Annotated in this window: 18 protein-coding genes and 3 tRNA genes; 11 read left to right on the forward strand and 10 right to left on the reverse strand. The window is 60.5% G+C overall.

Annotated features, from left to right (window positions below):
• Positions 1-92: 92 nt before the first annotated feature.
• The 4 genes from ACESMZ_RS14770 to gspD all read left to right on the forward strand — a co-directional run bounded on the left by ACESMZ_RS14770 (position 93) and on the right by gspD (position 5,398).
• Entirely contained in the window at positions 93-1,313 is a 1,221-nt protein-coding gene (locus ACESMZ_RS14770; RefSeq protein WP_372972876.1) for a reverse transcriptase domain-containing protein, read from the forward strand.
• Positions 1,314-1,615: 302 nt separating this feature from the next.
• On the forward strand, positions 1,616-2,410 hold the full coding sequence (gene gspN / locus ACESMZ_RS14775; protein ID WP_372957827.1) for a type II secretion system protein N: 795 nt from the start codon (positions 1,616-1,618) through the stop codon (positions 2,408-2,410).
• On the forward strand, positions 2,410-3,258 hold the full coding sequence (locus tag ACESMZ_RS14780; RefSeq protein ID WP_372957826.1) for a type II secretion system protein N: 849 nt from the start codon (positions 2,410-2,412) through the stop codon (positions 3,256-3,258). Before gspN ends, ACESMZ_RS14780 begins: the two co-directional genes overlap by 1 nt.
• 145 nt (positions 3,259-3,403) lie before the next feature.
• Positions 3,404-5,398, forward strand: a complete 1,995-nt coding sequence (gene gspD / locus ACESMZ_RS14785; protein ID WP_372957825.1) for a type II secretion system secretin GspD — start codon at positions 3,404-3,406, stop codon at positions 5,396-5,398.
• Between the two features lie 103 nt (positions 5,399-5,501).
• On the opposite strand, the gene ACESMZ_RS14790 is transcribed toward gspD, so the two are convergent.
• The 6 genes from ACESMZ_RS14790 to purE all read right to left on the reverse strand — a co-directional run bounded on the left by ACESMZ_RS14790 (position 5,502) and on the right by purE (position 13,185).
• Positions 5,502-7,448 (reverse strand): M48 family metallopeptidase, encoded by a 1,947-nt coding sequence (locus ACESMZ_RS14790; RefSeq protein WP_372957824.1) that lies wholly within the window; start codon positions 7,446-7,448, stop codon positions 5,502-5,504.
• Between the two features lie 199 nt (positions 7,449-7,647).
• Entirely contained in the window at positions 7,648-8,235 is a 588-nt protein-coding gene (locus ACESMZ_RS14795; protein WP_372957823.1) for a LemA family protein, read from the reverse strand.
• 23 nt (positions 8,236-8,258) lie between these two features.
• On the reverse strand, positions 8,259-10,349 hold the full coding sequence (locus ACESMZ_RS14800) for a putative bifunctional diguanylate cyclase/phosphodiesterase (RefSeq protein WP_372957822.1): 2,091 nt from the start codon (positions 10,347-10,349) through the stop codon (positions 8,259-8,261).
• A gap of 257 nt (positions 10,350-10,606) precedes the next feature.
• Positions 10,607-11,185, reverse strand: coding sequence for a superoxide dismutase [Fe] (gene sodB / locus ACESMZ_RS14805; protein ID WP_091849680.1), 579 nt, complete (start codon positions 11,183-11,185; stop codon positions 10,607-10,609).
• 211 nt (positions 11,186-11,396) lie between these two features.
• Positions 11,397-12,524 carry a 5-(carboxyamino)imidazole ribonucleotide synthase gene (locus ACESMZ_RS14810; protein WP_372957821.1) on the reverse strand — a complete coding sequence of 376 codons (1,128 nt, stop codon included), beginning with the start codon at positions 12,522-12,524 and terminating at the stop codon, positions 11,397-11,399.
• Between the two features lie 172 nt (positions 12,525-12,696).
• Positions 12,697-13,185: a 5-(carboxyamino)imidazole ribonucleotide mutase gene (purE, locus tag ACESMZ_RS14815; protein ID WP_372957820.1), complete on the reverse strand. Its 489-nt coding sequence runs from the start codon at positions 13,183-13,185 to the stop codon at positions 12,697-12,699.
• A 266-nt stretch (positions 13,186-13,451) separates the two neighbouring features.
• Between purE and ACESMZ_RS14820 the strand changes: the two genes are divergently transcribed.
• The 5 genes from ACESMZ_RS14820 to ACESMZ_RS14840 all read left to right on the forward strand — a co-directional run bounded on the left by ACESMZ_RS14820 (position 13,452) and on the right by ACESMZ_RS14840 (position 15,547).
• Positions 13,452-14,429 carry a hypothetical protein gene (locus ACESMZ_RS14820; protein WP_372957819.1) on the forward strand — a complete coding sequence of 326 codons (978 nt, stop codon included), beginning with the start codon at positions 13,452-13,454 and terminating at the stop codon, positions 14,427-14,429.
• Between the two features lie 180 nt (positions 14,430-14,609).
• A tRNA-Val gene (locus ACESMZ_RS14825) sits at positions 14,610-14,685 on the forward strand.
• Between the two features lie 72 nt (positions 14,686-14,757).
• Positions 14,758-14,834, forward strand: a tRNA-Asp gene (locus ACESMZ_RS14830).
• An 11-nt stretch (positions 14,835-14,845) separates the two neighbouring features.
• Positions 14,846-14,921 (forward strand) — tRNA-Val (locus ACESMZ_RS14835).
• A gap of 332 nt (positions 14,922-15,253) precedes the next feature.
• Positions 15,254-15,547: a fibronectin type III domain-containing protein gene (locus ACESMZ_RS14840; protein ID WP_372957818.1), complete on the forward strand. Its 294-nt coding sequence runs from the start codon at positions 15,254-15,256 to the stop codon at positions 15,545-15,547.
• 7 nt (positions 15,548-15,554) lie between these two features.
• Here ACESMZ_RS14840 and ACESMZ_RS14845 read toward each other — a convergent pair whose 3' ends face one another.
• From ACESMZ_RS14845 to ACESMZ_RS14860, 4 genes are all read right to left on the reverse strand, one after another.
• The gene (locus tag ACESMZ_RS14845; protein ID WP_372957817.1) at positions 15,555-18,140 is read right to left on the reverse strand and encodes a CHASE2 domain-containing protein; all 2,586 of its coding nucleotides are present in this window, start codon (positions 18,138-18,140) and stop codon (positions 15,555-15,557) included.
• A 69-nt stretch (positions 18,141-18,209) separates the two neighbouring features.
• Positions 18,210-19,859: a FecR domain-containing protein gene (locus tag ACESMZ_RS14850; RefSeq protein WP_372957816.1), complete on the reverse strand. Its 1,650-nt coding sequence runs from the start codon at positions 19,857-19,859 to the stop codon at positions 18,210-18,212.
• Between the two features lie 15 nt (positions 19,860-19,874).
• Positions 19,875-20,591, reverse strand: a complete 717-nt coding sequence (locus tag ACESMZ_RS14855) for a response regulator transcription factor (RefSeq protein ID WP_372957815.1) — start codon at positions 20,589-20,591, stop codon at positions 19,875-19,877.
• 156 nt (positions 20,592-20,747) lie between these two features.
• On the reverse strand, positions 20,748-22,952 hold the full coding sequence (locus ACESMZ_RS14860; protein WP_372957814.1) for a DNA topoisomerase 3: 2,205 nt from the start codon (positions 22,950-22,952) through the stop codon (positions 20,748-20,750).
• A gap of 152 nt (positions 22,953-23,104) precedes the next feature.
• On the opposite strand from ACESMZ_RS14860, the gene ACESMZ_RS14865 reads away from it, so the two are divergent.
• Together ACESMZ_RS14865 and ACESMZ_RS14870 are read left to right on the forward strand one after the other, a co-directional pair.
• Positions 23,105-23,431, forward strand: coding sequence for a BolA family protein (locus ACESMZ_RS14865; protein WP_372957813.1), 327 nt, complete (start codon positions 23,105-23,107; stop codon positions 23,429-23,431).
• Positions 23,428-24,054 carry an L-threonylcarbamoyladenylate synthase gene (locus ACESMZ_RS14870; protein WP_372957812.1) on the forward strand — a complete coding sequence of 209 codons (627 nt, stop codon included), beginning with the start codon at positions 23,428-23,430 and terminating at the stop codon, positions 24,052-24,054. The genes ACESMZ_RS14865 and ACESMZ_RS14870 overlap by 4 nt, the downstream gene beginning before the upstream one ends.
• Positions 24,055-24,065: the final 11 nt, after the last annotated feature.

The following is a 24,065-nucleotide window of genomic DNA, read 5'->3' on the forward strand; positions in this document are numbered from 1 at the left end:
AAAAGTGTTCATCTTCGACCAGAATGACTGTTCACGTTAAACCAGAACTGGTGTTCACGTTCGTCCGGAATGGGTGTTCATGATGGGCCGGAATATGCAATCGTTCAACCGCAGATGCGATTGAACAGCTGTTTGTGAATCTGGGGCGCCGTAACTCGGCCACCTGGGTTCTTGAGGGCGATATCAAGGGGTGTTTCGATAACATCAGTCACGACTGGCTCGTTGCCAATGTCCCTTTGGATAGGGCAGTTGTCAGGAAATGGCTGAAGGCAGGATACATGGAGTCCGGCCTGCTGAATCCGACTGAGGCGGGCACCCCGCAAGGGGGCATCATCTCGCCGGTGTTGGCCAATCTGGCTCTTGATGGATTGGAAGAGGTGTTGGAAACCCATTTTGGGAAGAAAAACACCAAAGCCAGCTACAAGACCAAGGTCAACTATGTGCGCTACGCGGATGACTTCGTCATCACTGGTATCTCGAAAGAGTTGCTAGAGGAAGAAGTTCTGCCGCTCGTTGAAGCCTTTATGGCTGAGAGGGGGCTGGAGCTTTCGACGGAGAAAACCGTCGTGACGCATATTGAGGACGGGTTCGACTTCTTGGGTCAGAACATCAGGAAGTACGGGGATAAGCTGCTAATAAAGCCGTCCCACGACAACCTGAGAAGCTTTCTTAAGAAGGTAAGGGGCGTGGTGAAAGGTAACAAAACGGTTCCGGCGTGGATGCTGGTGGATATGCTCAATCCGATAATTCGGGGCTGGGCGAACTACCACAGACACGTTGTGGCTAAGGAAACCTTCAACTACGTGGACTATCGTATCTGGAAGTTGCTATGGCAGTGGTGCAAGCGGCGGCATTTAAACCGTCGTAAGCGCTGGGTGCGGGAGAAGTACTTCAAGCGCGCTGGGAAGCGAAGCTGGGTATTTTCCGACGTATACCCCGGTGGCAAGATCGCCGCACTGCTTTATGCAAACGACACGACGATTCAGCGGCACACGAAGATCAGGGCCGAAGCCAATCCGTATGACCCATCGGATGAACAGTATTTCGAGAAACGCATGGACTACGCGTGGAAAATCTCGGAGTACGGTCGACGGAGAGTGCACAAGCTCTGGATTCGCCAGTTCAAGCGCTGCCCGATGTGTAATCAGCACATTACGTTCGAGACGGGGTGGGACACCCACCACGTTCACGAGCGACATAAAGGTGGCGATGACAAGCTGGAGAATCTCCTGCTGCTGCATCCAAACTGCCACAGGCAGTTACATCAACAAGGCCGCCGGCTCGCTCCTTGGAGTGAGCTTACAAAGGCTTGAGCCGTATGCGGGGAAACTCGCACGTACGGTTCTTAGGGGAGGGGTGGCCAGCAATGGCCATTCCTTACCCGACATTAGCCTGCCCGGCCCCCGAGCATTGCCTTCCTGCAAGGTGGTGCCGCCCCGAAACCCCGCCTGGGACCCTCCCGGCGGGGTTTTTTGTTGATCAGGTTTTCTCATCGTGTTGCAGTTCACGTAGAATGCATCGGGTGGCTTTCAACCTGTGAATCAATATTACAAAGTTGATGCAGGTTGCTGCCATAATTCAGGAAACAGGCAGTTGCCATGGCACCCGGACAACAATGACAGATTCTTCCCCCAGACCCTTCATCAGGCCCGCCAAGGTGATCCTGCTGGTGCTATTGCTGCTACTTGTCTACGCCGCGGCGCTGGTGGCCCTGCTGCCAGCGGGATGGGTGTGGGCCCGGGCTTCCTCCCATATTCAGCTGCCACCGGGCATGTCGGTGCAACAGGTGTCCGGCAAGCTCTGGAACGGAGCCGCCCGTGTCGATGTCCAGCGCAGGCCGGTCCGGGTGGAGTGGCAGTTATCCTGGCCTGACGTGGTGGCGCTACGCCAGCCCGTCGAGCTCACCCTCGAGACAGTTTCATCCCGTGTGGAAGGGAGTCTCATCCTGGACTGGCCCGGCTCGCTGAGGGCGGACCTGACCGGACGCCTGCATATTCCGGAGTTTGCTGACGTGATTCGTCAGAACGGTGGCGCCCTGCTCGAGGGCGATGTGATCATCGACCGGCTGCGGGTTGCGGTCACCGACCAGCAACTGGAGAGCGCCACGGGGCTCGCGCGCTGGCCGGGGGGGAATGTCAGCTGGCCCATGGGTGACCGTCGACAGACTGCGGTTTTCCCGCCCATGCAGGCGACCCTGACCGAGTCGACCAGCGGCTTTCTGCTTCGCATCAGTGAGCAGGGCCAGGCTGACCCTGCCGCTGAGGCCAGCCTGTCACTCACCGGCATGATGGAGATCCGCGTCTACAAGCGTATGGTGGACCTTACGGGTCAATCCTGGTCTGGCGGCGCCCGGCCGGGAGATGTGATCTTCCAGGTGCAGCAGCCGTTGCTGCCGGGGGGGCGTTTCTGATGGCCAGGGTCAGGCGTGACATTGTGCCGGCCTGGGTACCGAGGTGGCTGGGCAATCTGTTGCTGGTGGGGCTGGTGGCTCACCTCGCTATCTTTCTTGCCTGGCTGACCTGGCTGGTTCTTTGGAACGAGCAGCCGGTATCCCCCCTGTACCAGCCCGATGGGGCAGCCACAGGCGGCGGGACTGCGGTAAAGGCACCCCTGGCCAGCTTCGAGTTGTTCGGCCGTCCGGCCAGCGACCAGCCCGTGGCCAGGTCGGTGCGTCAGAGTGCCCCGGAAACCACTCTTCGACTGACGCTGGAGGGCGTGCTGGTGGCGGAGCGGCCGGAGAACTCCGGTGCTATAGTCACTAGCGGGGGTAACGTCACTGCCCATTATCGGGTGGGCGATGTCTTGCCAGGTAATGCCGAACTTGTGGAGGTAGAGCCCGGGCGTATACTGATCCGGCGCCAGGGAGCCTACGAGTCGCTGACATTCGACGATGATTATGACGGGCCAGCGCTGGCCTCGGAGGAGCCGGTGAGCTCTGCCGGTTCTTCCGAAGATTTCCTTGATCAGGCCCAGGCAAGGCTGGATAGCGAAGGTGCGAACGCGTTACTTGCATTCGGTCTTCGACCGGTGGACGATGGCGGCTCTCAGGGCTATGTGTTTGATGGTTCCAACGCCATGTTGAGAGCTGTCAATCTCCGGGAAGGCGATGTGATCACCGCCGTCAACGGCTACCCGCTCGGAGACCTGGAGCAGGACCGTCAACTGCTGGATACACTCCGTTCCGAGCGGCAGTTGCAGGTTGAAGTTGAACGGGATGGCGCCCGTTTCACGGTAACCTATGCGTTGCCGGATTCATGAGGCCGTCAGGGGCTTCACCAGGAAAGACCGGGGACGGCCGTTCCCGAGGATAATCAGAAAGCTGGATGGCTTCTGGATGCCGGACGGCAGGCGTGATTTTTCAGATGCCTTTCAAGGCTTCATCGATACAGGACGCGATCGTTGCATGATTAAGCTCACCACACCTCTCATGCGGGCCCTGGTTCTGGCCCTGTTGCTGCCATTGACGGCCATGGCCCAGGAGTCCGGCGAAGGTACCTGGCGGCTTAACCTGAAGGACGCGGATATCCGCGCCTTTGTGACCCAGGTGGCAGACATCACCGGCTACAGCTTTGTGGTAGACCCCCGGGTCAAGGGCAAGGTGACCGTGCTCTCCAGCGCCCCCATGAACAAGGACGAGATCTATGATCTGTTCCTGGCCGTCCTCCAGGTACATGGTTTTACGGCCATCCCCGGAGAAGAGGTGATCAAGGTTATCCAGCAGGTGGATGCCAAGCAGAATGCCGAGGACCTTACCCGCTTTGAACAGACTCCCAGTGAGCAGCTTGTTACCCGGGTTATCGCGGTCAACAACGCCAATGCCCTTGAGCTTGTACCCATCCTGCGTCCCCTGGTGGCCAAGTACGGACACCTCGCTGGTGTTGCCGCCGCCAACGCCCTGATCGTAAGTGACCATGAGAACAATATTCGCCGTATCGAGAATATTGTCCGTGACCTGGACAGCCCGTCGGAATACGAAGTGGAAGTTATTCAGCTCGACGAGGCCTGGGTGGGGGACATGGTTACCCTGCTGCAGGAGCTTGCACCGGACGAGCTGGGCAGGTCCGGTGGCGGCGGAGAGTCCCCGGCTCGCAAGTTCAGCGTCACCGCTGATGAGCGCAGTAACCGGCTGATTCTCCGGGGTGACAAGAATTTCCGTGACAAGATACGGAACCTGATTCGCCAACTGGATCAGCCATCGGCGTCAGGCGGCACCACCAAGGTCGTCCGGCTCAACCATGGTGACGCGAAGAACCTGACGGAAATCCTCGAAGGGGTGATGGGCGAGGTGGTCCGCGAGGCTGAAGGCGAGGGCGGCAGTGGCGGCGGAAACTCCCGCCGGAACAGCACGGGCTTCTCGGTGTTTGCTGACGAGGGCCTGAACGCGCTGGTACTGCGTGGCGAGCCGTCCATGATGCAGGAGGCGGAGATGATTATCTCCCAGCTGGATGTGCGCCGGGCACAGGTGATGATTGAGGCGGCCATTGTCGAGATCAGCGATCAGCTGGGAAGTGACCTTGGTGTACAGTTTGCCGTGGGGGACGAAGGTGGTTCATCAACACCGGTCATTGGCAGCAATTTCAACAACGTTGGCCGCAGCATCGGCGATGTGATCAGTGCCATTCTCTCGGACAGTGCAATTACACCTGCGGCTGGGGGCATCACCATAGGCGCCGGCCAGCGTGATCGTGATGGTATTACCTGGGGCGTCTTACTGCAGGCACTGTCCACCTCGGCAGCGGCCAATCTGCTGTCCACCCCCAGTATTATCACCCTGGATAACCAGGAATCGGAAATTATCGTGGGCCAGAACGTACCGTTCCGGACCGGCGAGCAGGCCACCGCCGGGGACGGTCTGAGTAACCCGTTTACCACTATTGAGCGCCGGGATATCGGTCTGACCCTGAAGGTGACCCCGAGCATCAGTGACGATGGCCTGGTTCGTCTGGTGGTGGAGCAGACCACCGAGGATGTGGCTGACAGCGTAGAGAATGCCTCGGACATTGTCACCAACAAACGGGAAATCAAGACCACGGTGCTGGCAGACGATGGCGAAACCATCGTACTGGGGGGGCTGATTAACGATAACCTCCGCATCAACAAGAGCAAGGTGCCGCTGCTGGGTGATATCCCGATCCTCGGCAAACTCTTCTCATCCGAGTCAGAGAGCCGGGAGAAACGTAACCTGCTGGTGTTCCTGCGGCCGACCATCATGCTCGACAAGGCCAAGTCCGCTGAGGTCACGGAAGAGAAATACCGGGGCCTGTGGGACATCAATCTCGGCGTCCGGGAGAAGCTCGGACTGCCGGATGAGAAGGACCCGCCTGCTATCGAGAGTATATTCAAGGGCAAGCAGGGAATGGTGGAGGACGACGCCGATGCCCTCGACGAGGCATCCTGAACCTGCTCCCGCCAAGGTGACAGTCTGCACAGAAACGCCATCAGCTTATGCTGATGGCGTTTTTTTTTGAGCGACGGCGATTAAGCGTCGCGTTTCCGAGGTTTTACTTGGCGGGCATGCCTCGCAGCAAGGGCAACGGCGTATCAAGCTGGTCTGCGACGATTCTCAGCAGCTCATACTCCCGGGCTTCTACCTGCCCGTCGTGCTGAACGCACTGGGCACAGGCTTCCAGGATGGCCGGTTTAAGCATGGGTGAGAGCTGGTTCAGGCGCTTGAGGCTGTCGCTCAGTGATGCCACCGTGGCGCGGGGAATCAGCACCGGTTCAGAGGTGCGCTGCCCCATGATGAAACTGCCAATGGCCTGCTGGTGAAGTCTGGCGGCTTCCCTGTTGTTGGCGGTTCCTGCCCGGGCCATGAGGCTGAACAGCAGATTCAGGTCTGTCCCCACCGCTTTGTAGTTACGGTAACGTACCGGCACGACCCTGCCAGCGTCCCATGCCAGGTGACGTTTGAGGAAGCTGTGGAGGGCAAATTCGAACAGGGTAACCCGGCTGTCGGTCTGGGCGAGTTCCCCCACGCGCTTAACCAGGGCCTTGCGTTCGTCGGGATCCAGCTTGCGCAGCGCCGGCATGGCCAGTTCCAGCGCAGGGAGACGTATGGCATCGCTCTCTCGAAGCAGCGTGGGCATGATCTTGCTGATCAGGTCGCTGCGCGGGCGCAGAACAATATGGTCGTCTGTAAAGCTCAGCATGGCGTCTGCGGTTTCCTGCGGCAGATCGCGGGTCAGCAGTGCATAGACCAGCTGTACGGCCCCTGCGCGGGTGTAGAGCAGTTCGCGTACGTTGGCGGGCAGGCGGGCCAGCAGTTGGCTGGCGTACTGTTCCGTCTCCGGTGCCACCGTCCCTGCGTTGGCGGTTATGGCTCCGTAGCCTTTGTCGGTGCTGGTGTCGCCAAACCCGCTGGCTCCCAGGGGGTTGGTTGCGCCCCCCGCGGGCTGGGGGGGGCTGTCGTCGGCAGGCAGGTCACGAAACCGGCTGCGCAGACGGGTAATCAGGCCAGGCTGGATGGCTTCGATACGGTCGTCGATAGGCGGGTGGGAGCCCAGCAGCCGGCTGAAGGCCATTTTGGTGGTTTCACCAAAGCACATGTGGTTCATGTCGTTGGCGTGGCTGGTGCTCTGGAAGTATCCGCTGGTGAGTCCGATCTTGTAGAGGGCTCCGCCGATGCCTTCGGGGTTGCGGGTAAACTGGACCGACGATGCGTCGGCCAGGCGTTCCCGTTCCCGGGAGACCGCAGCCTGGATCAGGCGGCCGAAGAACACCCCCACGTAGCCTATGATCGTTAGTGCAAGGGCCACAATGAGTATGACACCCTGGCCGTTGTTGCGGCCCCGGGAGGTACGAATGTGTGTGCGGCTGCCGGCGCTGTGGAGCAGGAAGGTGCCGATCTGGCCGATGGCGAGTATGCCGGCCAGCAGGGCGATCAGGCGGACGTTAATGCGCATGTCACCGTTAAGTATATGACTGAATTCATGGCCAATGACCCCCTGGAGTTCATCCCGGGTCAGTCGGGTGAGTGCGCCGTGGGTGACCACCATGACTGCTTCGTTGGGGCTATAGCCGGCGACGAAGGCGTTGATGCCGGTTTCATGGTCCATAACGTAGAGCTGGGGTACGGGTACACCGCTGGCGATGGCCATTTCTTCGACGACGTTGCGGTAGCGGCGTTCGTCGGGGTCCTGACTGGAGGGGTCGAGTAGCCGGGCGCCGACCATGTTGGCGACGCGGTCGCCGCCGCCGGCCAGGTCGATCCAGCGAATGGCGGAGGCGCCTGTGATGAGCAGGACGACGACGGTTGCCGTCATGACGCCATGGTAGCTCATCAGCCACTGGTGGAAGGGCAGGCTGGTGGTGTCGCTGCGGGTGACGAAGTAGCCGACGACGCAGACGGCCAGGGCGATGAGGGTGACGGCTATGGTGAACAGGAAGACCAACAATGCGGTGTTGCGTTTGGCGGTGGCCTGGCGTTCGAAGAATCCTTTTTTGGCCATTGATAAGCTCTTGAGTCGTGCGGATCCAGAATGGGAATTCGGGGGAAGGTTTGCGCCGGTGCATGGCCAGCGCCCCGGGCTGAGGTTCCCGGACACGCCGTAGATACGTCCATGTAGGCTCTTCAAAAACGTCCGTGTTTTTGAAGGTCCGGGAACCTCAGCCCGGGCCCCTGTCCTCGAACTTGTGAGTTACCTACTGTCAGAAGCTGACTTTTGGTGCGGTTCGCGCTTCCGGGGACTCCAGCTCCAGCTGGGCCGTGGGTTTGAACGCGAACAGACCCGCCACGATGTTGTTGGGAAACTTCTCCCGGTGGATGTTGTAGCTCATGACACTGTCGTTGTAGGCCTGGCGGGCGAAGGCGACGCGGTTTTCGGTGCTGGAGAGTTCTTCCATCAGCTGCTGGACGGTTTCGTTGGCCTTGAGGTCCGGGTAGTTCTCCGCCACCGCATAGAAGTTCGCCAAGGCCTTGTCCAGAAGGCCTTCAGCCATACCGAGTTTCTTCATCTTGCCCGCCTCGCCGGGGTCGGAGGCGGCGTCTTTCTGGGCGTTGACGGCGCCGTTGCGGGCTTCCATGACCTCTGTGAGGGTGCCCCGTTCGTGGCTCATGTAGGCCTTGGCGGACTCCACCAGGTTGGGGATAAGGTCGTGTCGGCGCTGTAACTGTACGTCGATCTGGGCGAAGCCGTTCTTGAACTGGTTACGGTAGGAGACGAGCTGGTTGTAGATGGCAATGATGTAGATAACTACAACGGCAATGACGGCGAGGCCGATGAGTGTTGAGGTCATAGTGGGTCCGTTCCTGGTTGGCGTCAGCGGTTATATTGCGGATTGTCCACGTTTTCCTCAAGTTTGCCATGGAATTGGGCCACAAATTCCTGAAAAGCTTCCGGTGTCAGCGGGCGGCTGAAATGGTAGCCCTGGGCGATCTGGCAGCCACGCTGGCGCAGGTAGAACTCCTGTTCGTGGGTTTCCACGCCCTCGGCGATCACTGACAGGTTGAGACTTCTACCCAGGTCGATGATGGTGTTGGCAATACGGGTGTCGTCGTCGTTGGTGAGCAGGTCCTGGACAAACTGTTTGTCAATCTTGATGTGCTGGACCGGCATTCGTTTGAGGTAGGTCAGGGAGGAGTAGCCCGTGCCAAAGTCATCGACGGCAATGTTGATACCAGCGCTGTTGAGCTGGCGGAGTTTCTCGACCGCATCTTCCAGGTTTTCCATAAAACCGGTTTCGGTAATTTCCAGTTCCAGTCGGCCTGGCGGAATTTCGTGGCGGCCCAGGGTTGCCAGGACGGTTCCGACGATGTCCGCCCGCCGGAGCTGGACGGCCGACAGGTTGACGGCAATGCGCAGAGGCAGGCCGGCGCCCGCCCAGGCGGCGGCCTGTCGGCAGGCTTCGTCCAGTACCCACTCGCCGATTTCAACGATGGTGCCGTTCAGTTCTGCGATGGGGATGAAATGGTCGGGTGGCACCATGCCCCGTTCCGGGTGGGTCCAGCGCAGCAGGGCCTCTGCGCCAATGATGCGGTTGGTCTGCAGGCTGATCTGCGGCTGATAGACCAGATGGAATTCGCCCCGGTGAAGGGCCTGGGACAGGTCTTTCTCCAGCTGTTTGCGGGCGCGGATTTGCTGGTCAACGCTGGCGATGTAGAAGCGGCTGTGGTTGCTCGCCTCGGCTTTGGCCAGGGTCATGGTATGTTCGGCATGCTGGAGCAGGTGCCCGGCCTCGTTGGCGTCGGCCGGGTACAGGGCAACGCCGATGGTAGCGGTGATATCGAATTTGCTACCTTCGAGTCGGACTGGTTCCCTGAACAGTTGCAGCAGACATTCGGCCAGTTCCGCCGCTTCGTACTGGTCCTCCACCGGGTTGGCGATCACGACAAACTGGTCACCGTTGAGACGGCCGGCCAGGACCCGCTGATGACTGGACTGCTGATTGAGCCGCTCTGCCAGTACCTGCAGAATCCGGTCGCCGGTTTCGTAACCGAGCTGTTCGTTGATGGACTTGAAATCATCGATGCCACAGCAGTAGACCGCCAGGCAGTCCCGGTTTCGGTGACATTCGTCGATGGCCGTGGTCAGGGATGACAGGATGGTTTCCCGGCTGGGCAACCCAGTGAGCTGGTCGTAACGGCTCAGGCGGTTGGCCCGGTTCTCGGCGTCCTGATGCTTGCGCCGGCTTTCCGCGATCGAGGTCAGCAGGTTATTGATAACCCGCACCAGTACGTCCAGTTCGTCCTTGTCATGGCCTTGTGGACGTTGCAGCAGGTTCCGGTCCGGATGCTCCGGGTCAACCCGGAGCAGAGAGTTTACAAGGTTCTGCAGGGGCTTGGTCATCAGCCAGTACATGACCAGGAACAGTATCAGGCCGACACTCGTGGCCCGGGCAACACCCACCAGGAAAGTGAGGGCGGAGCGCTCCACCCAGGCTCGGGCGGCTGGTGCCGTGTCATAGACGACTTCCAGTTCCCCATAGACCACCGGCTTGCTGGTCGGGGCCAGGTCGCTGCGCTGCAGGTCGGTGGTGTAGGTGCGGGTTTCCCCGAAAATCCAGTCGGTGACCGTGCGCCAGGGGGAGTCCGTCAGGGAACGTTGATGGCCCGCCAGGATATCCCCTTCCGGGTGGCGTATGGTGACGCGTTGCAGCTCATCCTGGCCGAACAGCCCGGAGACCACCTGGTCGCCCAGGGCCTCGTCCAGGCTGAAGATGGCCTGGGTGGCGGCGTCCCGGACCAGCTCAATGGTTTGCTGGGCATGGCGGTCAACCTCGGCGGATACCCGGCGTGCGTCCAGGATGACCTGGACCACGCTCAGCAGGATGCCTGCAATAATGGCCGCAGAGAGCACCCAGCGGAGCATACGGGAGCCCAGTCGTCGTTCCAGTTGGAAATCTTCTGTCATCGTCGTCGCATCAGGATGGGATTGCCTGGTTCCGGTGTGTTTTGACACAGCACCCTAATGATTCAGTATGGACCAGATCTCGTTGTTTGCACTGACCAGATAACCATTTTTTCAGAATACGATGGCAGGTGGTGTTTCAATTTGTAAGGCGTGGTGTCGGCTACACATCCCGGCTTCAGGCAAAGAAAAAGCCCGCACAGTGGCGGGCTTCCAAAGCGCCGGTATGGAGGCGCAGATGTGACGTAAACAGGGCCTGATCAGGCCAGGTTTTCGTTCACAAAGTCCCAGTTGACCAGGTTCCAGAAAGCTTCCAGGTAGTTGGGACGACTGTTGCGGTAGTCGATGTAATAGGCGTGCTCCCACACATCAACGGTCAGTACCGGCTTGTCCGGGCCGGTCAGTGGTGTTTCGGCGTTGCTGGTGTTGGCGATAGCAACAGAGCCGTCAGCCTTCTTCACCAGCCAGGTCCAGCCTGAACCGAAGTTGTTGGCGGCCTTGTCGTTGAATTCTTTCTTGAAGTCTTCGAAAGAGCCGAAGGCCTTCTCGATGGCTTCCTTGGCTGCACCGGTGGGCTCGCCACCGCCGTTGGGGCTCAGGCAGTGCCAGTAGAAGGTGTGGTTCCAGACCTGCGCGGCGTTGTTGAACAGCGGGCCGCTGGCACTCTTGATGATGTCTTCCAGGGACTTGTTGGCATCATCGGTACCTTCCACCAGGCCGTTGAGCTTGGTGACATAGGTGTTGTGGTGCTTGCCGTAATGGTATTCCAGAGTTTCTTCGGAGATGTGCGGTTCCAGTGCGTTCTTGGCATACGGAAGTGCGGGAAGTTCAAAAGCCATGAGGTCGTTCTCCCTGGTTTCTCTCAGTATTTCAGGGGTTGGTGATACCCCCGATGAACGTTTATAGCGCGTTGGTGCTGCAGCAATACTGCGTTACAACGGCACTCGTTTGTAACTCTGCAACCATCAAGTATCGGGTCTGCTTGATTTTTTTCAAGGGCAGCCGGGGTAAAACTTTACGCCGGGGTGGCTGCTCCGGATTAGCGATGGTTCAGGTTTCTCCGGCGTTGCGGGTCAGCGAGCAGTCCAGTTCAGGGCTGCCGGGCAGGAACTGGGCAAGGTTGCGCACCCGCCACTTGAGCTCTTCGTAACTGTCAGCCAGTACGTTGACGTGCCCCAGCTTGCGCCCCGGGCGTTCGTCCTTTGCGTACAGGTGCAGATGGGCATAGGGCAGCTCGAGTATGCGTTTGATATCGCCGTGCTCGCCGATGATGTTCACCATACAGCTGAGCCCCCGGGCAGCGGTGTTGCCCAGCGGATGGCCGGAGACTGCACGGATATGGTTCTCAAACTGGCTGGTCATGGCGCCTTCCATGGTCCAGTGGCCGGAATTGTGGACCCGGGGGGCCATTTCATTGGCTACCAGGCCGTCCGCGGTTTCGAAGAGCTCGAGGGCAAGTACGCCCACGTAGTCCAGTTCGTTGAGCAGCGCGCGGATATAACCGTCGGCCTTCTCTTCCAGTCTGGAGCTGAGCCGGGGCGCCGGGGCAATGGAGTACCGGAGAATGCCGTCGTGGTGGACGTTTTCCGCCATGGGATAGAAAGCGACGTCCCCGTCGGTGCCCCGCACGGCGATGATGGAAACCTCCCGGGTAAACTCGACAAACTTCTCCACCATCAGGCGATTATGGCCGATGGTGTTCCAGGCCTGTTCAGCGTCCTCCGGACTGCGCAATACGGCCTGGCCCTTGCCGTCGTAGCCTTCTGTATTGGACTTGGCGACAACCGGGCAGCCAAGCTCTTCGGCGGCCTTACGCAGCGACGCAGCACTATCGGCCATGCGCCACTGGGGAGTGGGGATGCCCAGGTTGCCGAACAGGGTCTTTTCAGCTTCGCGGTTCTGGCATACCTGGAGCGCCCGGGGTACCGGATGGACCGGTTTGCTCTCGGCGATTTTTTCGGCAATCGCCACGGGCAGGTGTTCGAATTCATAGGTGACGACGTCGACCCGGGAGAGGAAGTCGTCAAGGTTCTTGCCTTCCTTGTCGATGATAACGTCACCAACGCCGGCGCTTGGGTTGCCGGACATGTCGTAGAAGACAAAAGTCTTGGCCAGTGGGTAGCCAGCCAGGGCCAGCATTCTTCCCAGTTGGCCTGCGCCTAGTACGCCGATTCTCATTGGTTTCTCCTGGTTACGTTATCGCTTCGGAGTCCGGGCAGGTGGGGCAGGGTTTTCCAGGACACGCTCCTTCCGGCACTTCCATGTGTCGCCTGGGTTCCGCCATCCCTGGCGTGGCACAGTCCTGGAAAACCCTGCCCCACCTGCTCTGTCAACAGTGGAGGTGACGTCGTCAAGACCTTGGATCGGGGTTGTTGAGAACGGCATCCGTCTGGCCAGCCCTGAACGCATCCACCGCTTTACGCACATTCTCGTCAAAACTGCCAATGATCTGGGCAGCCAGCAGGCCGGCGTTGGTGGCGCCGGCATTGCCGATGGCCAGGGTGCCTACCGCGACGCCGCCGGGCATCTGGACGATGGAGAGCAGGGAGTCCAGGCCGTTCAGGGCCTTGGACTGTACCGGTACGCCCAGCACGGGCACCGAGGTCTGGGAGGCGACCATGCCGGGCAGGTGTGCGGCACCACCGGCGCCGGCGATGATGACTTTCAGGCCCCGATCTCCGGCGCTTTTGGCGTAGTCGAACAGCAGGTCCGGTGTGCGGTGGGCGGAAACCACCCGGGTCTCGTAGCTGACGCCCAGTTTGTCGAGCATCAGGGTGGCATGTTCCATGGTGGGCCAGTCCGATTTGGAGCCCATGATGATGCCTACCAGCGGTTGCATAGCGGTGTCCCCGGCGATGAAGGTGTCGGCAGCGGGCAAGCTGGCTGTGGTCCGGTGCGCAGGCTGAATGCGTTGCCGGAGGAAATCCAGGCCCGTCGTCTGGAAAGCCCGCCATTTTAGGATCTGACCGTTCGCCATGCAAACGGATCCGACGGGTTTTGCCGTTGTGGCCCGGTTGGTCAACCCGGCCGGGAGCGGATATGATCACTCGCCATTGACTTGATTTTCTTTTCAGTACCTTTGTAGTAACTGAATCAGGAGTGGTTATGGATTCGATTCGCCCCGATGAAGACGAGCTTCGCGCCCGGGAGCCCATTGCCGGCAAGGGTGGTAAACCGAAGGCAACAGCTCCGCAGGGGGAAGCCAGGCGCTCCGCTGCTGGCGGTGGGAGAAATCCGCCACCGCGGCGCAAGAGCGATGGAACCGGCGGTCCGGGCCGTGGGGTGATCTGGCTGCTGATCTTTCTGCTGGTTGTCGTTGCCGGGGTTGCCGGCTGGTTCGGCTGGCAGATGCAGCAGAAGGTTTCCGCCATGGAGAATCAGCTGGAAGAGGCCGATTACTGGAGCCGGCAAAGCAAGCTGGCGCTGGCAAGATTCGAGGGGGACCTTTCAGAGACCGGTGAAAGCCTGGAAGAAACGGGGTCGTCCATGGAAGAGCGGTTGACCGAGGTTGGCCAGACGCTGGAAGAGGCCAACGATGAGATTCGCAAGCTCTGGGTCCTGGCCAATGAGAAGAACCGGCCCCGGATCGAGTCACTGTCGGAACAGCAGGAAACATTGAGCGGACAGGTAGACACCTTGGCCACCGGCTTGTCCGATACGGAGGCGTCGGTTGCCGCATTGACGGAAGAACTCGATAGCCTCGGCGGCACCGTTGAGCAAACCGGGCAACGCCAGGCCGAGCTGACATCGTCGGTGGAAACCATGGAGCAGGCCATCAATGAGACGAACGAGCGGGTAGCCTCCCTGTCGAATGAGATGGAAGGCGTTGATGAAAAAGTGAGCCAGCAGTTGACCCGGTTCCGCCAGGAACAGTCTCTGACCATCGAGGGGCTGGAGAGTCGCATACAGTCCCTGGAGTCCGGAGATGGCCGGGTGGCTGAGCTCAGTCAGCAGTTGTCAGCCACTCGCAGCCGGCTCAGTGAGGCGGAGCAGACGCTGGAATCGGTGGATGCCTCCCGCGCTCAGCTGACCTCTCGCCTGATCCGCCTTCAGGAGCAGGTCGACCAGCTCAGGGCGCAATAACGGGCTTGGTGTAAATGACGGAATTGACTGGAAATTAAGCGGTTTTTGGGGTGGTTGAAAAATTTCAGGAAAATTTCCCGGAAACATTTGACACCGCGTCAGAAATACTTAAAATGCGCGTCTCACTTGGTTGATGAACACGGCAACGCGCCGCTGACATCAACCCGGTGTCCCGGAAATGGGTGGTTAGCTCAGCTGGGAGAGCATCGCCCTTACAAGGCGAGGGTCGCAGGTTCGATCCCTGCACCACCCACCATTTTCCGGACTGCTGGCTTACCCCGGTCAGCAGTGGTTGGCAAGAAGGCATCGGTCTTTTTGTTGACGATGCGGAGCGGTAGTTCAGCTGGTTAGAATACCGGCCTGTCACGCCGGGGGTCGCGGGTTCGAGTCCCGTCCGCTCCGCCATTTTCCTTCCCGGGTGGTTAGCTCAGCTGGGAGAGCATCGCCCTTACAAGGCGAGGGTCGCAGGTTCGATCCCTGCACCACCCACCATTTTTACCTTCATCGATTTTCCTTTATCTGGCTCCGGGCGGGTTGTCTCGTTCCATGCCAGGCTATTTCTGTTTTTAACGTTTTCTTACAAGATCTCACCATTTCCCTGTTATTAATGACCGAAAAGCGGGCTTTCTTCACAACTTGTCAGGCAAGGATTTTGTAAAATCCTGCAAAATCCCTGACAGGCCGGAGTTGAGTACATGCCGTTTTTCACCCCTGGAGTTTCACGATCCGCCATTGTCGTCGTTCTGGGTGCTTTTTTTCTGGCAGGCTGTGGTGGCTCGGACTCTGGTTCAGGCGCGACATCCGGCGGTAATGACGGGGCCCGTGTGGCTGAAGCAAATAGTTCCGGTGAGGCGGCTGTGTCCCTGAGCTGGCTCGCGCCGGGCCAGCGCGTGAATGGTGAGCAGATCAGTTACCAGACAGATATTGATGGCTACATCGTGCGGTATGGAAAGGACCCGTCGAACCTGAGTCAACAGGCCCAGGTGGACTGCAGGGTGCTCGAGTGCAGTTATAAGGTGGAAGGGCTTGCCTCCGGCACCTGGTACTTCGCTGTACAGACCGTTGATAGCACTGGCCTGATAAGTGCCCCCAGTGCGCCGGTATCCCGTGCCATCTGAGCAGGGCTCAGGTGCCTTCTGAGTGGTCTGCCACCGGCAGCTTGAGGGTAAAGGCCGAGCCTTCGCCCTCCCTGGATTCCACTGCAATCTCCCCCTTGTGTTTCTCGACCACTACGCTCACGAAGGACAGCCCGAGGCCAACGCCGTGCTTGCCTGCCAGCTCGCTGCTTTTTTGTCGCTGGAAGCGGTCGAAGAGCGTCGGCAGTTCCGAGGCTGCAATCCCCGGCCCCTCGTCGGTCACGGTCAGGCAGGCCTGGTGTCCGGCGCGGAACACCTGCATGGTCACTGATGTGCCGGGTTCGGAATACTGAACGGCGTTGGTGAGCAGGTTGATCACCGCCCGCTCCAGCAATTCCGCATTACCCCTCAGCCACAGGTCATCATTGCCCAGCAGCACCAGTTTTATGTTCTTCTCCAGGGCCTGTTCGCTGACGCTGTCGCGGGCGTTCTCCACAATGGCGAGGAACTCGCAGTCGTAGAAACGGGTTTCCGTGAGCTGTTCCGCCCGGGCCAGCTGGACGAATTCTTCCGCGAGATGGTAGCTGCGGCGTGCGAGCTTGCGCAGTTGGTCCAGCTGCTCCACCTGTACTTCCCCGGGACGACGTTTGAGCTGTTCAATCAGGGCCAGCTGGGAAACCAGCGGCGAACGCACGTCATGGGAGATAAAGTCGATGGCCTCGCGGTGCTGGCGTTGCTGCTCCCGCAACTCGGAAATGTCGGAAATGTTGGCAATTATGCCGTTCTGTTGACTGTCCGGCAGCAGGAAAGGGGCAAAGTGGATCAGAAAGTCCCGCCCGTGCAGGTGCAGGTCCACAGTGCGGCTTTGCTGCTGGGTCAGGGTGTCGGCCAGGGTCTCCGCCCAGCCCGGGCTGCGAGGGTCGTGGCCCTGTAGCAGCGTCGCCAGGGACATGCCCTGCAGGCTTGGTTGCGGTTCGTTGAACCAGCGGGGCACATGCCCATTGGCAAACAGGATCAGCCCCAGTGGGTCGGTCACAATGATGCCGTCAGGCATGTGCTCAAAGCTTCGCCAGATAAAGCCCTGGATGTGATTGAGCTTCTGGGTTGCTTCCTGTGCCCGGTTGATCCGGGTCGACAGGTTTTCCCGGGTGACAGCGATCGGCTCCTGTTCCGGTGCCTGCAGGGTCAGTCGTCCCAGGTATCGCTCGGCAGCGGCACCTGCCAGACCAGCGGGCAGGCGCAGGGCAAGGCGGTAACGGTTATCGCCCCGGACGAGGGTCACCCGGCTGATGCCCTGATCGTGGTGCCAGTGGCCTGGTGGGTAATGCCAGCCCGGGTGGTTATCTTCAGGAAGTAGTTTGTGTTGCTCGATAATGCAACCGTCTTCCATAAGCAGCCAGCCATCGGGGGTCAGAAGGGCCTGGAGGTTGGCCAGAATCTGGCGGGGGCTGCGGCTCCAGGTGGCGGGCAGGTGTAACAGGTTGCCCCGCTCAAGCTGATCGATTTGCTGATTCAGGAACCGGTTGGCCAGGGACAGGCGCCGGGCACTCCAAAGGGGAAAGGCTACCACCAGAACCAGCAGCGCATGGGCGATGGGCAGCCAAAGGTTGAACGCCAGTAAGGCCGTTACGGCACTGACCATGATGGCGGTGAACATCAGGCAGGAGAATATAAAGGTGCCACTGGGGCGCAGTCGTGGCAGCACCAGAACCACTACCAGAACCGTGAACAGGGCAAGTCCGGCCGGCCAGAAGCGGGGCGCGACAGCAATCAGTTCGCCCCGCTCGGCTGCTGCCAGGGCGTTGGCGTGGAACTCGACACCCGGCATGGGTTGGGCCAGCCCGGAAAAGGGGGTGGGCAGTACATCGCCAAAACCGGCAGCCGTGGCCCCTACCAGCACTGTCTTGCCATCGAGCCAGTCGTTGGCGGCCGGGTTGTTCAGCAGATCCGCATAGGAGAGTGTTGTATAGGCACCGCTGCGCCCCGCCAGGGGTACACGGCGAAATTCCCGGCGTACATTGATATAAGCCGGCACCTGTTGTTCAGTAAAGTCCTGGGCGGTCCGGGATGGTTTGTCGGCTCCGGCGGCCAGGGTCATGGCTGGCCATAGCCGGTTGCCCAGCCCGTTGAACAGATACAGGCCGCGGGCGATGCCGTCCGAGTCCAGTTCCACATGGGCGTGGCCCAGGGCGAAGGCTGCGTTGGCCAGTACCGGGGTGGGTACCTGCTCCCGGAAAAGGTCTGTCTGGCTGCCCGGGGCAATGTAAAGCGGCAAGGTGACGCCACCATGCTCCTCCATGGCATCGGCCAGTATCGGGTCGTCCGCCGTGGGTTCGGTAAACAGGATATCCATTACGATGCGGCCTGCGCCGGCTGCGGTGAGGTTGCGTATCAGCCGGGCGTGCACCTCCCTTGGCCAGGGCCAGGGGCCGATTTCAGCAAGGCTGTTTTCATCAATGGCGACAATCACCAGGTCGTCGGAGGCGTCTGGCGGGAAGGCTGTTACCAGTGTGTCGTACAGCCAGTTATCGAGCCGCTGGGGCAGCGTGCTCAACTGAAGCAGCAGCAGGATGCCGATGAGGGGCAGGGCCAGCGTCCAGGCTGAATGTCTGGTGGAAAACCAATCCCTCGTCATGGGCCCTGCTGTGGTGCGTGGTGGATTCTGGCACTGCCAGAACCGGGACGTACCCGTCTGACAGTAGGCTTATTCTACATATAATTCTCGGCCAGGGCCCCACCGGCCCGCCATTGGACCTTCGGACACTGCCCGCAGCCGGACAAAATACCTCCTTCCGGGAATCAGGCGCAAGGCAGCGGTAGTGTCATCCACCGTGGCTTCCTTGATCACATCTTCAAAGGAAGGGTCCTCGGACAGCTGCAGCAGATAGCCGGATGCTTGGTCTATGGTCTCCCAGAAGAGGCGTACCTGGCGGTCCACATAGTTGGCGCTGAGAATGCGAACCGGGTCCAGGGTACCGTTGATGGTCAGTTCCCGGGCTTCGCTGGTGGCTACCGAATTTCCGCCAGCCTCTGTTACCACGCGCCAGTAATAACGACCGGCGTCCAGGGGGCGGTTCGGTGTGGCGCTTTCCTCTCGACTCCATTCGCTGCTGGCTGCCAGGTCAGTGAATTCCTGGCTCCTGGCAATTTCTACCCGGGCACGCTCGCTGTCCCCCTGGTAGCGCCAGCGGAACCTGGGGCGATCGGTATCCAGTTTCGCCTCTGTGGCTGGCTCAACCAGCTCGGCGGCCCGGGCGGAAAGGTCTACCTGCAGGGGAACGCTGGCAGGCATGCCCTGGGTGCCGTCGGTCGCAAGGGAGGCAATTTCCAGGTGGTACTCGCCGTTGGCCAGGTCATCCAGTGACAACTCGCTGGCGCTGGTCTGCTCCCTGCGAACCCAGCGTCCCGATTCGGCTTCCACAATGTCGACCTGGTAGCGGTCAGCACCATTGGCCTCCCACTGGACCTTGCCCGGCAGACTGGTCAGGGTTCCGGGCGTACCGCCAACGTCCGGCATTGGTGGAAGCTGGCGAATTCTCAGTTCATTGGAGCCGGTTGTGGCCAGGGTTGCAGCATAGCCTGCCGGAATCTCCCGGGTAGCTCCCGGGCGACCGAAGTCCACACGGCCTTCGGTTACTTGCAGGTGGCTGCCCCTGCTGTCTGTCTGCAAGGCAAAGGCAGTGCCCCTCACCGCGGCAATGGCGGACGGGGTTTCGATCTCGAACCTGGCTCCTTCCTCGATCATGGGGCGCACACGGTTACTGAGGCCTCCCCGCTCCAGCCGCATGCGGGTATCGGTCATGCCGGTGCGCCCGTAACGGGTAAGCCGGTTGAATACCACCGAACTGGAGGGGTTGATACGCACACTTGATCCGTCCGCCAGTTCAACGGAAACCGTGCCGTCACGGGTAATCACGGTATCGCCGGCCCGAATCCGGTCGTCGCTGGTCAGTCGCTGTAGCGGGCCGCCGTCAGAAGGGCGAAGCTGGGCATGGCCGTTGACACCGGTGACCCGGGCCGGTTCCGGTTGCTGACGTAACCAGGCTACCGGGATACGGATGCGATCACCGCTACGCAAATCGCCGGGGGAGGAAACCCCGTTATAACTTGCCAGCTGCCGGCTCGACAGGTTGCGCCGGAGCAGTTCCCGGGCAACCAGGTGGAAGCTTTCCCCATCTTTCAGGGTGTAGTGCCAGTCACTGCGGGCACCGTTCACAGCTGCTGGACTGTGCGTGAGCGAGCCTCGCGCGACGGTCATTTCAGCATGTGCAGAAGCCGGTGCCATTGCCGCCAGCAGTGAGATGGCACACAACAGGGCCAGGACTCGACGAATCGTTTCGGCTACGGAGTGCAACAGCAGCGTCCTGTATCAGGCGGTGGTGGGTTCTTCACCGGCGGTGGCTTCGGTCATGGACTCAAGCCGGTAGCCGCGCTGATAAATGGTCTTGATCCGGAAACCGTTGTCCGGGTTCAGGCCCAGCCTGCGGCGGAGTCGGCTCATATGGGTATCGACCGTGCGGGTGTTGATGTCCCGGGTCAGCCCCCAGACCCGTTCCAGCAACATTTCCCGGGTCAACAGGCGGCCCTGGTTCTGGAACAGGAACAGGGTCAGGTCAAAGTCCTTGTCGGTCAGAGTCAGCAACTCGCCATGCAGGGTGATGGTGCGGCGGCTGGTGTTGATCACGAACGGGCCGTAGTGCAACTCTTCCTTGTCCGCATCCGGGTTGGAGCGGCGGGCGAGGGCGTTGATCCGGGCGATCAGCTCGGCCGGCCGTGCGGGCTTGGCCAGGTAGTCATCGGCGCCGGCATCCAGTGCCTGCACAATATCCTGCTCGCTGTCCCGCTGGGTCAGAAACACCACGGGAACCGGCCAGTTGAGCTGGGCACGGATATCACGAAGCACGTCCAGGCCGGTCATGTCGGGAATCTGCCAGTCAAGAATCATCAGATCGTAGCTGCGGTGCAGTACGGCGCTGATAAAGGCCTGACCGGTGGGGAAACTGTCACAGGGATGACCCTGGTCCGCCAGAATCTGTTGTACATGCTGAGCCTGTTCGTGCTCGTCTTCAAGCAGGGCTATACGCATGGGCTCTCTCCTGGGGTGATGCCAAGCCGCAAGGCGCGGGTGTCATTTAAACGGCCGTTTATGTCACATTATTGTGTCAAATCTTTGCACACACGTCAGTGTCATTGTGTTTGATTTAGGTAACTCTGACGCCGGGTTCCCGGTGGGGTGGGGCAATTACCGGGCCGGTGGCCGCCTGACATCCATCGGGTTGCCGTTGTCGTCATTCACTGTTTGTCGGCAGGAAGGGAAATTACTGCAGCCCCAGAACCATCCGCGATGGCTTTTTCTGCGCACGAGCGGAGCGTAGCAGGCGGGACAGGGCCAGGGTCGCTGGCTGGTGCCGTCCTGGGGTGCGGTGTCTTCCAGGGCGCGGGTGCCGTTGCAGTCCGGGAAGCGGGTACAGGCATGGAAGCGGCCAAACTTGCCCTCGCGTATACGCATGGGCGCACGGCACTTCGGGCAGTGGATGGCATCTGAATCCCCCGAGTGGCTGTTATCCGCGCTGCTTCCGGTGGCCGCCTCCACCGGGCTGCTGGCCGGCTGCCGGATAAACCCGCTGATCTGGCCCTTGAGCTCCTCCAGAAACCGGCGAGGGTCGCCGTCTCCCGCACGGATCTGCTCGAGGGTGGCCTCCCACAGGGCCGTCATGTCCGGCTGGCTGATGGCTTCCGGCAATGCGTGGATCAGGCTCCGGCCTTTCTCTGTGGCACGAATGTGACGCCCTTCCCGGAACAGGTAATCGCGGCGGAAGAGGGTTTCAATGATGGCAGCCCGGGTGGCTTCGGTGCCCAGTCCATCCGTCTCCCGGAGGGTTTTGCGCAGCTGGGGATCGTTGACGAAGCGGGCAATGTTGGTCATGGCCGCCAGCAGCGTGGCATCGGTGAAATGCTGGGGTGGCTGGGTCAGTCGCTCTTTTATGGCACTGTCGATGCAGGTGACATCGTCACCCGGCTCAAGCCGGGGCAGGGGCTTTTTCGGGGCCTCGGCGGAGGTTTTTGAGGCGCGTTGCCGTGGTTCCAGTAGCTTCCAGCCGGGGTCCAGCAGGGCAGTTTCCGTAGCCCGGAAACGATGGTCGCTGATGGCCAGGTCCAGTTTGCCCTCCCGGTGAATCGCTTCGGGCATGAACTGCATCAGGTAGTAGCGGGCTACCAGGTTGTAGACGTTCTGCTCCTGCTGGCTAAGCTGTCCGGCCGGTCTCGACCGCAGGGTGGGGATAATGGCGTGGTGGGCGTCCACTTTGCGATCGTTCCACGCTGCCGAGCGGCGGTTCAGGTCAGCCTCCCCGGCGGCACCGGCCAGGCTGTCGTCCACTTTGCCGATGGCCTGGCAGACTGCGGCGGCCTGCTCCAGGTGCCCTTCCGGCAGATAACGGGAATCGGACCGCGGATAGGTGATCAACTGGTGCTTTTCGTACAGGCTTTGGGCGGTGTCCAGTACCGCCTTGGCACCCATGCCAAGCGCCTTGCCTGCCTCGATCTGCAGGGCAGACAGTGACAGGGGCAGGGGCGCGGTTTCCTTCCGGTCCCGGAAACGGGCGGCGGTAATACGACCAGGCCGGCCTTTCACTGCGTTGGCAATGTCTTCAGCCACCTCACGGTCCAGTAGCCGGTCTTCATCGTCCAGGTATTGCTGGTGGCTTTCCGATGGCAGCCAGCGGGCCTCGAAATCCTGGTCGGGAGGGCCGTCGCCAGCGGGGCGAGCGGTGATCGTCAGCCGGTACCAGGGTTTGGGCTCGAAGTTCGCGATGGTGTCGTCCCGGTGCACCATCAGCCCGAGGACCGGGGTCTGTACCCGGCCCACTGAATAGACTCCGTCAGCGCCCTGCTGGCGGTAACTCAGGGTGTAATAACGGGTAAGGTTGATGCCGTAGAGCCAGTCCGCTCGCTGCCGGGCCAGGGCAGAGTGGGACAGTCGCCGGAATTCCCGGTTGTCCCGTGGTGATGCCAGGGCCTTGCGTACCGCATCCCGGTTCAGGTCGTTGATCAGCACCCGCTGCACCGGGCAACGAACACTGAAATACCGCAGCACTTCATCCACCAGCAGCTGGCCTTCCCGGTCCGGGTCGCCTGCGTGGTAAATGACCTCAGCCTTGCGAACAAGGCTTTCCAGCACCCCGAGCTGTTTCGTCACACTGTCCCTGGGTGCCAGTTGCCACTGGTCCGGAAACACGGGCAGATCCCCCATGCGCCAGGCTTTCCAGCGCGGGTCGTAGCTGGCCGGTTCGGCGGGCTCCAGCAGGTGGCCAATGCACCAACTGACGGTTACCGCCTGTTCGCCCTCGCCACACTTCAGCCAGCCGGGCCCCTTCTGTAAAGGGCCGGGAAGGGCATCGGCAATGGCGCGGCCCAGGCTGGGCTTTTCGGCAATATAGAGGCGCATGGTGTGTGATCGTGTCCGGGTCCGTCAGGGAGAGGCAAGATGGCGCCTGACGGGCCCCCTGTCAAGACGGCATACAGGGTGTAAACTGATGTCAGGTCACAATGATGATTTCATCAACAGGAACAGGCAATTCCAACCGAAAAGGCACCGATATGCGGATACAGCAGTCCATTGAACAGAAACTGGGCGAACGTTTTGAAGGCGGTCACCTGACCGTGGAAAACGAAAGCCATATGCACAGTGTGCCGCCGAACTCCGAAACCCACTTCAAGGTAACGCTTATTTCGGACCAGTTTGAAGGCCAGTCGAAGGTGCGTCGTCACCAGGCGGTCTACCAGGCGCTGGCTGAAGAGATGCGAGGTGGCGTCCATGCCCTGGCCTTGCATCTCTTTACGCCAAAGGAATGGGAAGCCAATGGCGGCCAGGTACCCTCGTCACCCAACTGTATGGGCGGTTCGAAAAGGGAGCAGGCATCATGAGCCAGTTTTTCCAGATTCACCCGGAAAACCCGCAAAAGCGGCTGATCAAGCAGGCGGTAGATATTCTCCGCCAGGGGGGTGTGATCGTCTATCCCACCGACTCCGGCTACGCCATCGGCTGTCATCTGGGGGACAAGCAGGCGGCCGATCGCATCAAACGCATCCGTAAACTGGATGACAAGCACAACTTCACACTGGTATGCCGTGACCTGTCCGATGTGGGTGTTTACGCCAAGGTGGATAACACCCAGTACCGGTTGCTGAAGACGTTCACCCCCGGCCCCTACACCTTCATTCTTGATGCCACCAGTGAGGTGCCGCGCCGACTGCTACACCCCAAGCGCCGCACCATTGGCCTGCGGGTGCCGGACAATGCCATCGTCCAGGCTCTGCTGGGGGAACTGGGCGAACCGATTATGAGCAGCACACTGATCCTGCCGGGCGAAGAAAACCCCATGACCGATCCGGAAGAGATCCGGGATGCGCTGGAACACGAGCTGGACCTGATTATCGACGGTGGCTTCTGTGGCATGGACGCCACCACCGTGGTCAACATGACCGGCCCTGTTCCCGAAGTGACGCGGGTGGGCAAAGGGGACCCGGAACCCTTCCAGGCAGGCTGATCCGGTCTTGC

Origin of the sequence: Marinobacter sp. (genome assembly GCF_041690615.1) — a bacterium.
Classification (GTDB): domain Bacteria; phylum Pseudomonadota; class Gammaproteobacteria; order Pseudomonadales; family Oleiphilaceae; genus Marinobacter.

What these genes read in the sequence shown, in the direction of transcription:
- gspN (WP_372957827.1), top strand. Translation starts at nt 1,616, where the DNA reads ATGACAGATTCTTCCCCCAGACCCTTCATCAGGCCCGCCAAGGTGATC.
- ACESMZ_RS14780 (WP_372957826.1), top strand. Translation starts at nt 2,410, where the DNA reads ATGGCCAGGGTCAGGCGTGACATTGTGCCGGCCTGGGTACCGAGGTGG.
- gspD (WP_372957825.1), top strand. Translation starts at nt 3,404, where the DNA reads ATGATTAAGCTCACCACACCTCTCATGCGGGCCCTGGTTCTGGCCCTG.
- ACESMZ_RS14790 (WP_372957824.1), bottom strand. Translation starts at nt 7,448, where the DNA reads ATGGCCAAAAAAGGATTCTTCGAACGCCAGGCCACCGCCAAACGCAAC.
- ACESMZ_RS14795 (WP_372957823.1), bottom strand. Translation starts at nt 8,235, where the DNA reads ATGACCTCAACACTCATCGGCCTCGCCGTCATTGCCGTTGTAGTTATC.
- ACESMZ_RS14800 (WP_372957822.1), bottom strand. Translation starts at nt 10,349, where the DNA reads ATGACAGAAGATTTCCAACTGGAACGACGACTGGGCTCCCGTATGCTC.
- sodB (WP_091849680.1), bottom strand. Translation starts at nt 11,185, where the DNA reads ATGGCTTTTGAACTTCCCGCACTTCCGTATGCCAAGAACGCACTGGAA.
- ACESMZ_RS14810 (WP_372957821.1), bottom strand. Translation starts at nt 12,524, where the DNA reads ATGAGAATCGGCGTACTAGGCGCAGGCCAACTGGGAAGAATGCTGGCC.
- purE (WP_372957820.1), bottom strand. Translation starts at nt 13,185, where the DNA reads ATGCAACCGCTGGTAGGCATCATCATGGGCTCCAAATCGGACTGGCCC.
- ACESMZ_RS14820 (WP_372957819.1), top strand. Translation starts at nt 13,452, where the DNA reads ATGGATTCGATTCGCCCCGATGAAGACGAGCTTCGCGCCCGGGAGCCC.
- ACESMZ_RS14845 (WP_372957817.1), bottom strand. Translation starts at nt 18,140, where the DNA reads ATGACGAGGGATTGGTTTTCCACCAGACATTCAGCCTGGACGCTGGCC.
- ACESMZ_RS14855 (WP_372957815.1), bottom strand. Translation starts at nt 20,591, where the DNA reads ATGCGTATAGCCCTGCTTGAAGACGAGCACGAACAGGCTCAGCATGTA.
- ACESMZ_RS14860 (WP_372957814.1), bottom strand. Translation starts at nt 22,952, where the DNA reads ATGCGCCTCTATATTGCCGAAAAGCCCAGCCTGGGCCGCGCCATTGCC.
- ACESMZ_RS14865 (WP_372957813.1), top strand. Translation starts at nt 23,105, where the DNA reads ATGCGGATACAGCAGTCCATTGAACAGAAACTGGGCGAACGTTTTGAA.
- ACESMZ_RS14870 (WP_372957812.1), top strand. Translation starts at nt 23,428, where the DNA reads ATGAGCCAGTTTTTCCAGATTCACCCGGAAAACCCGCAAAAGCGGCTG.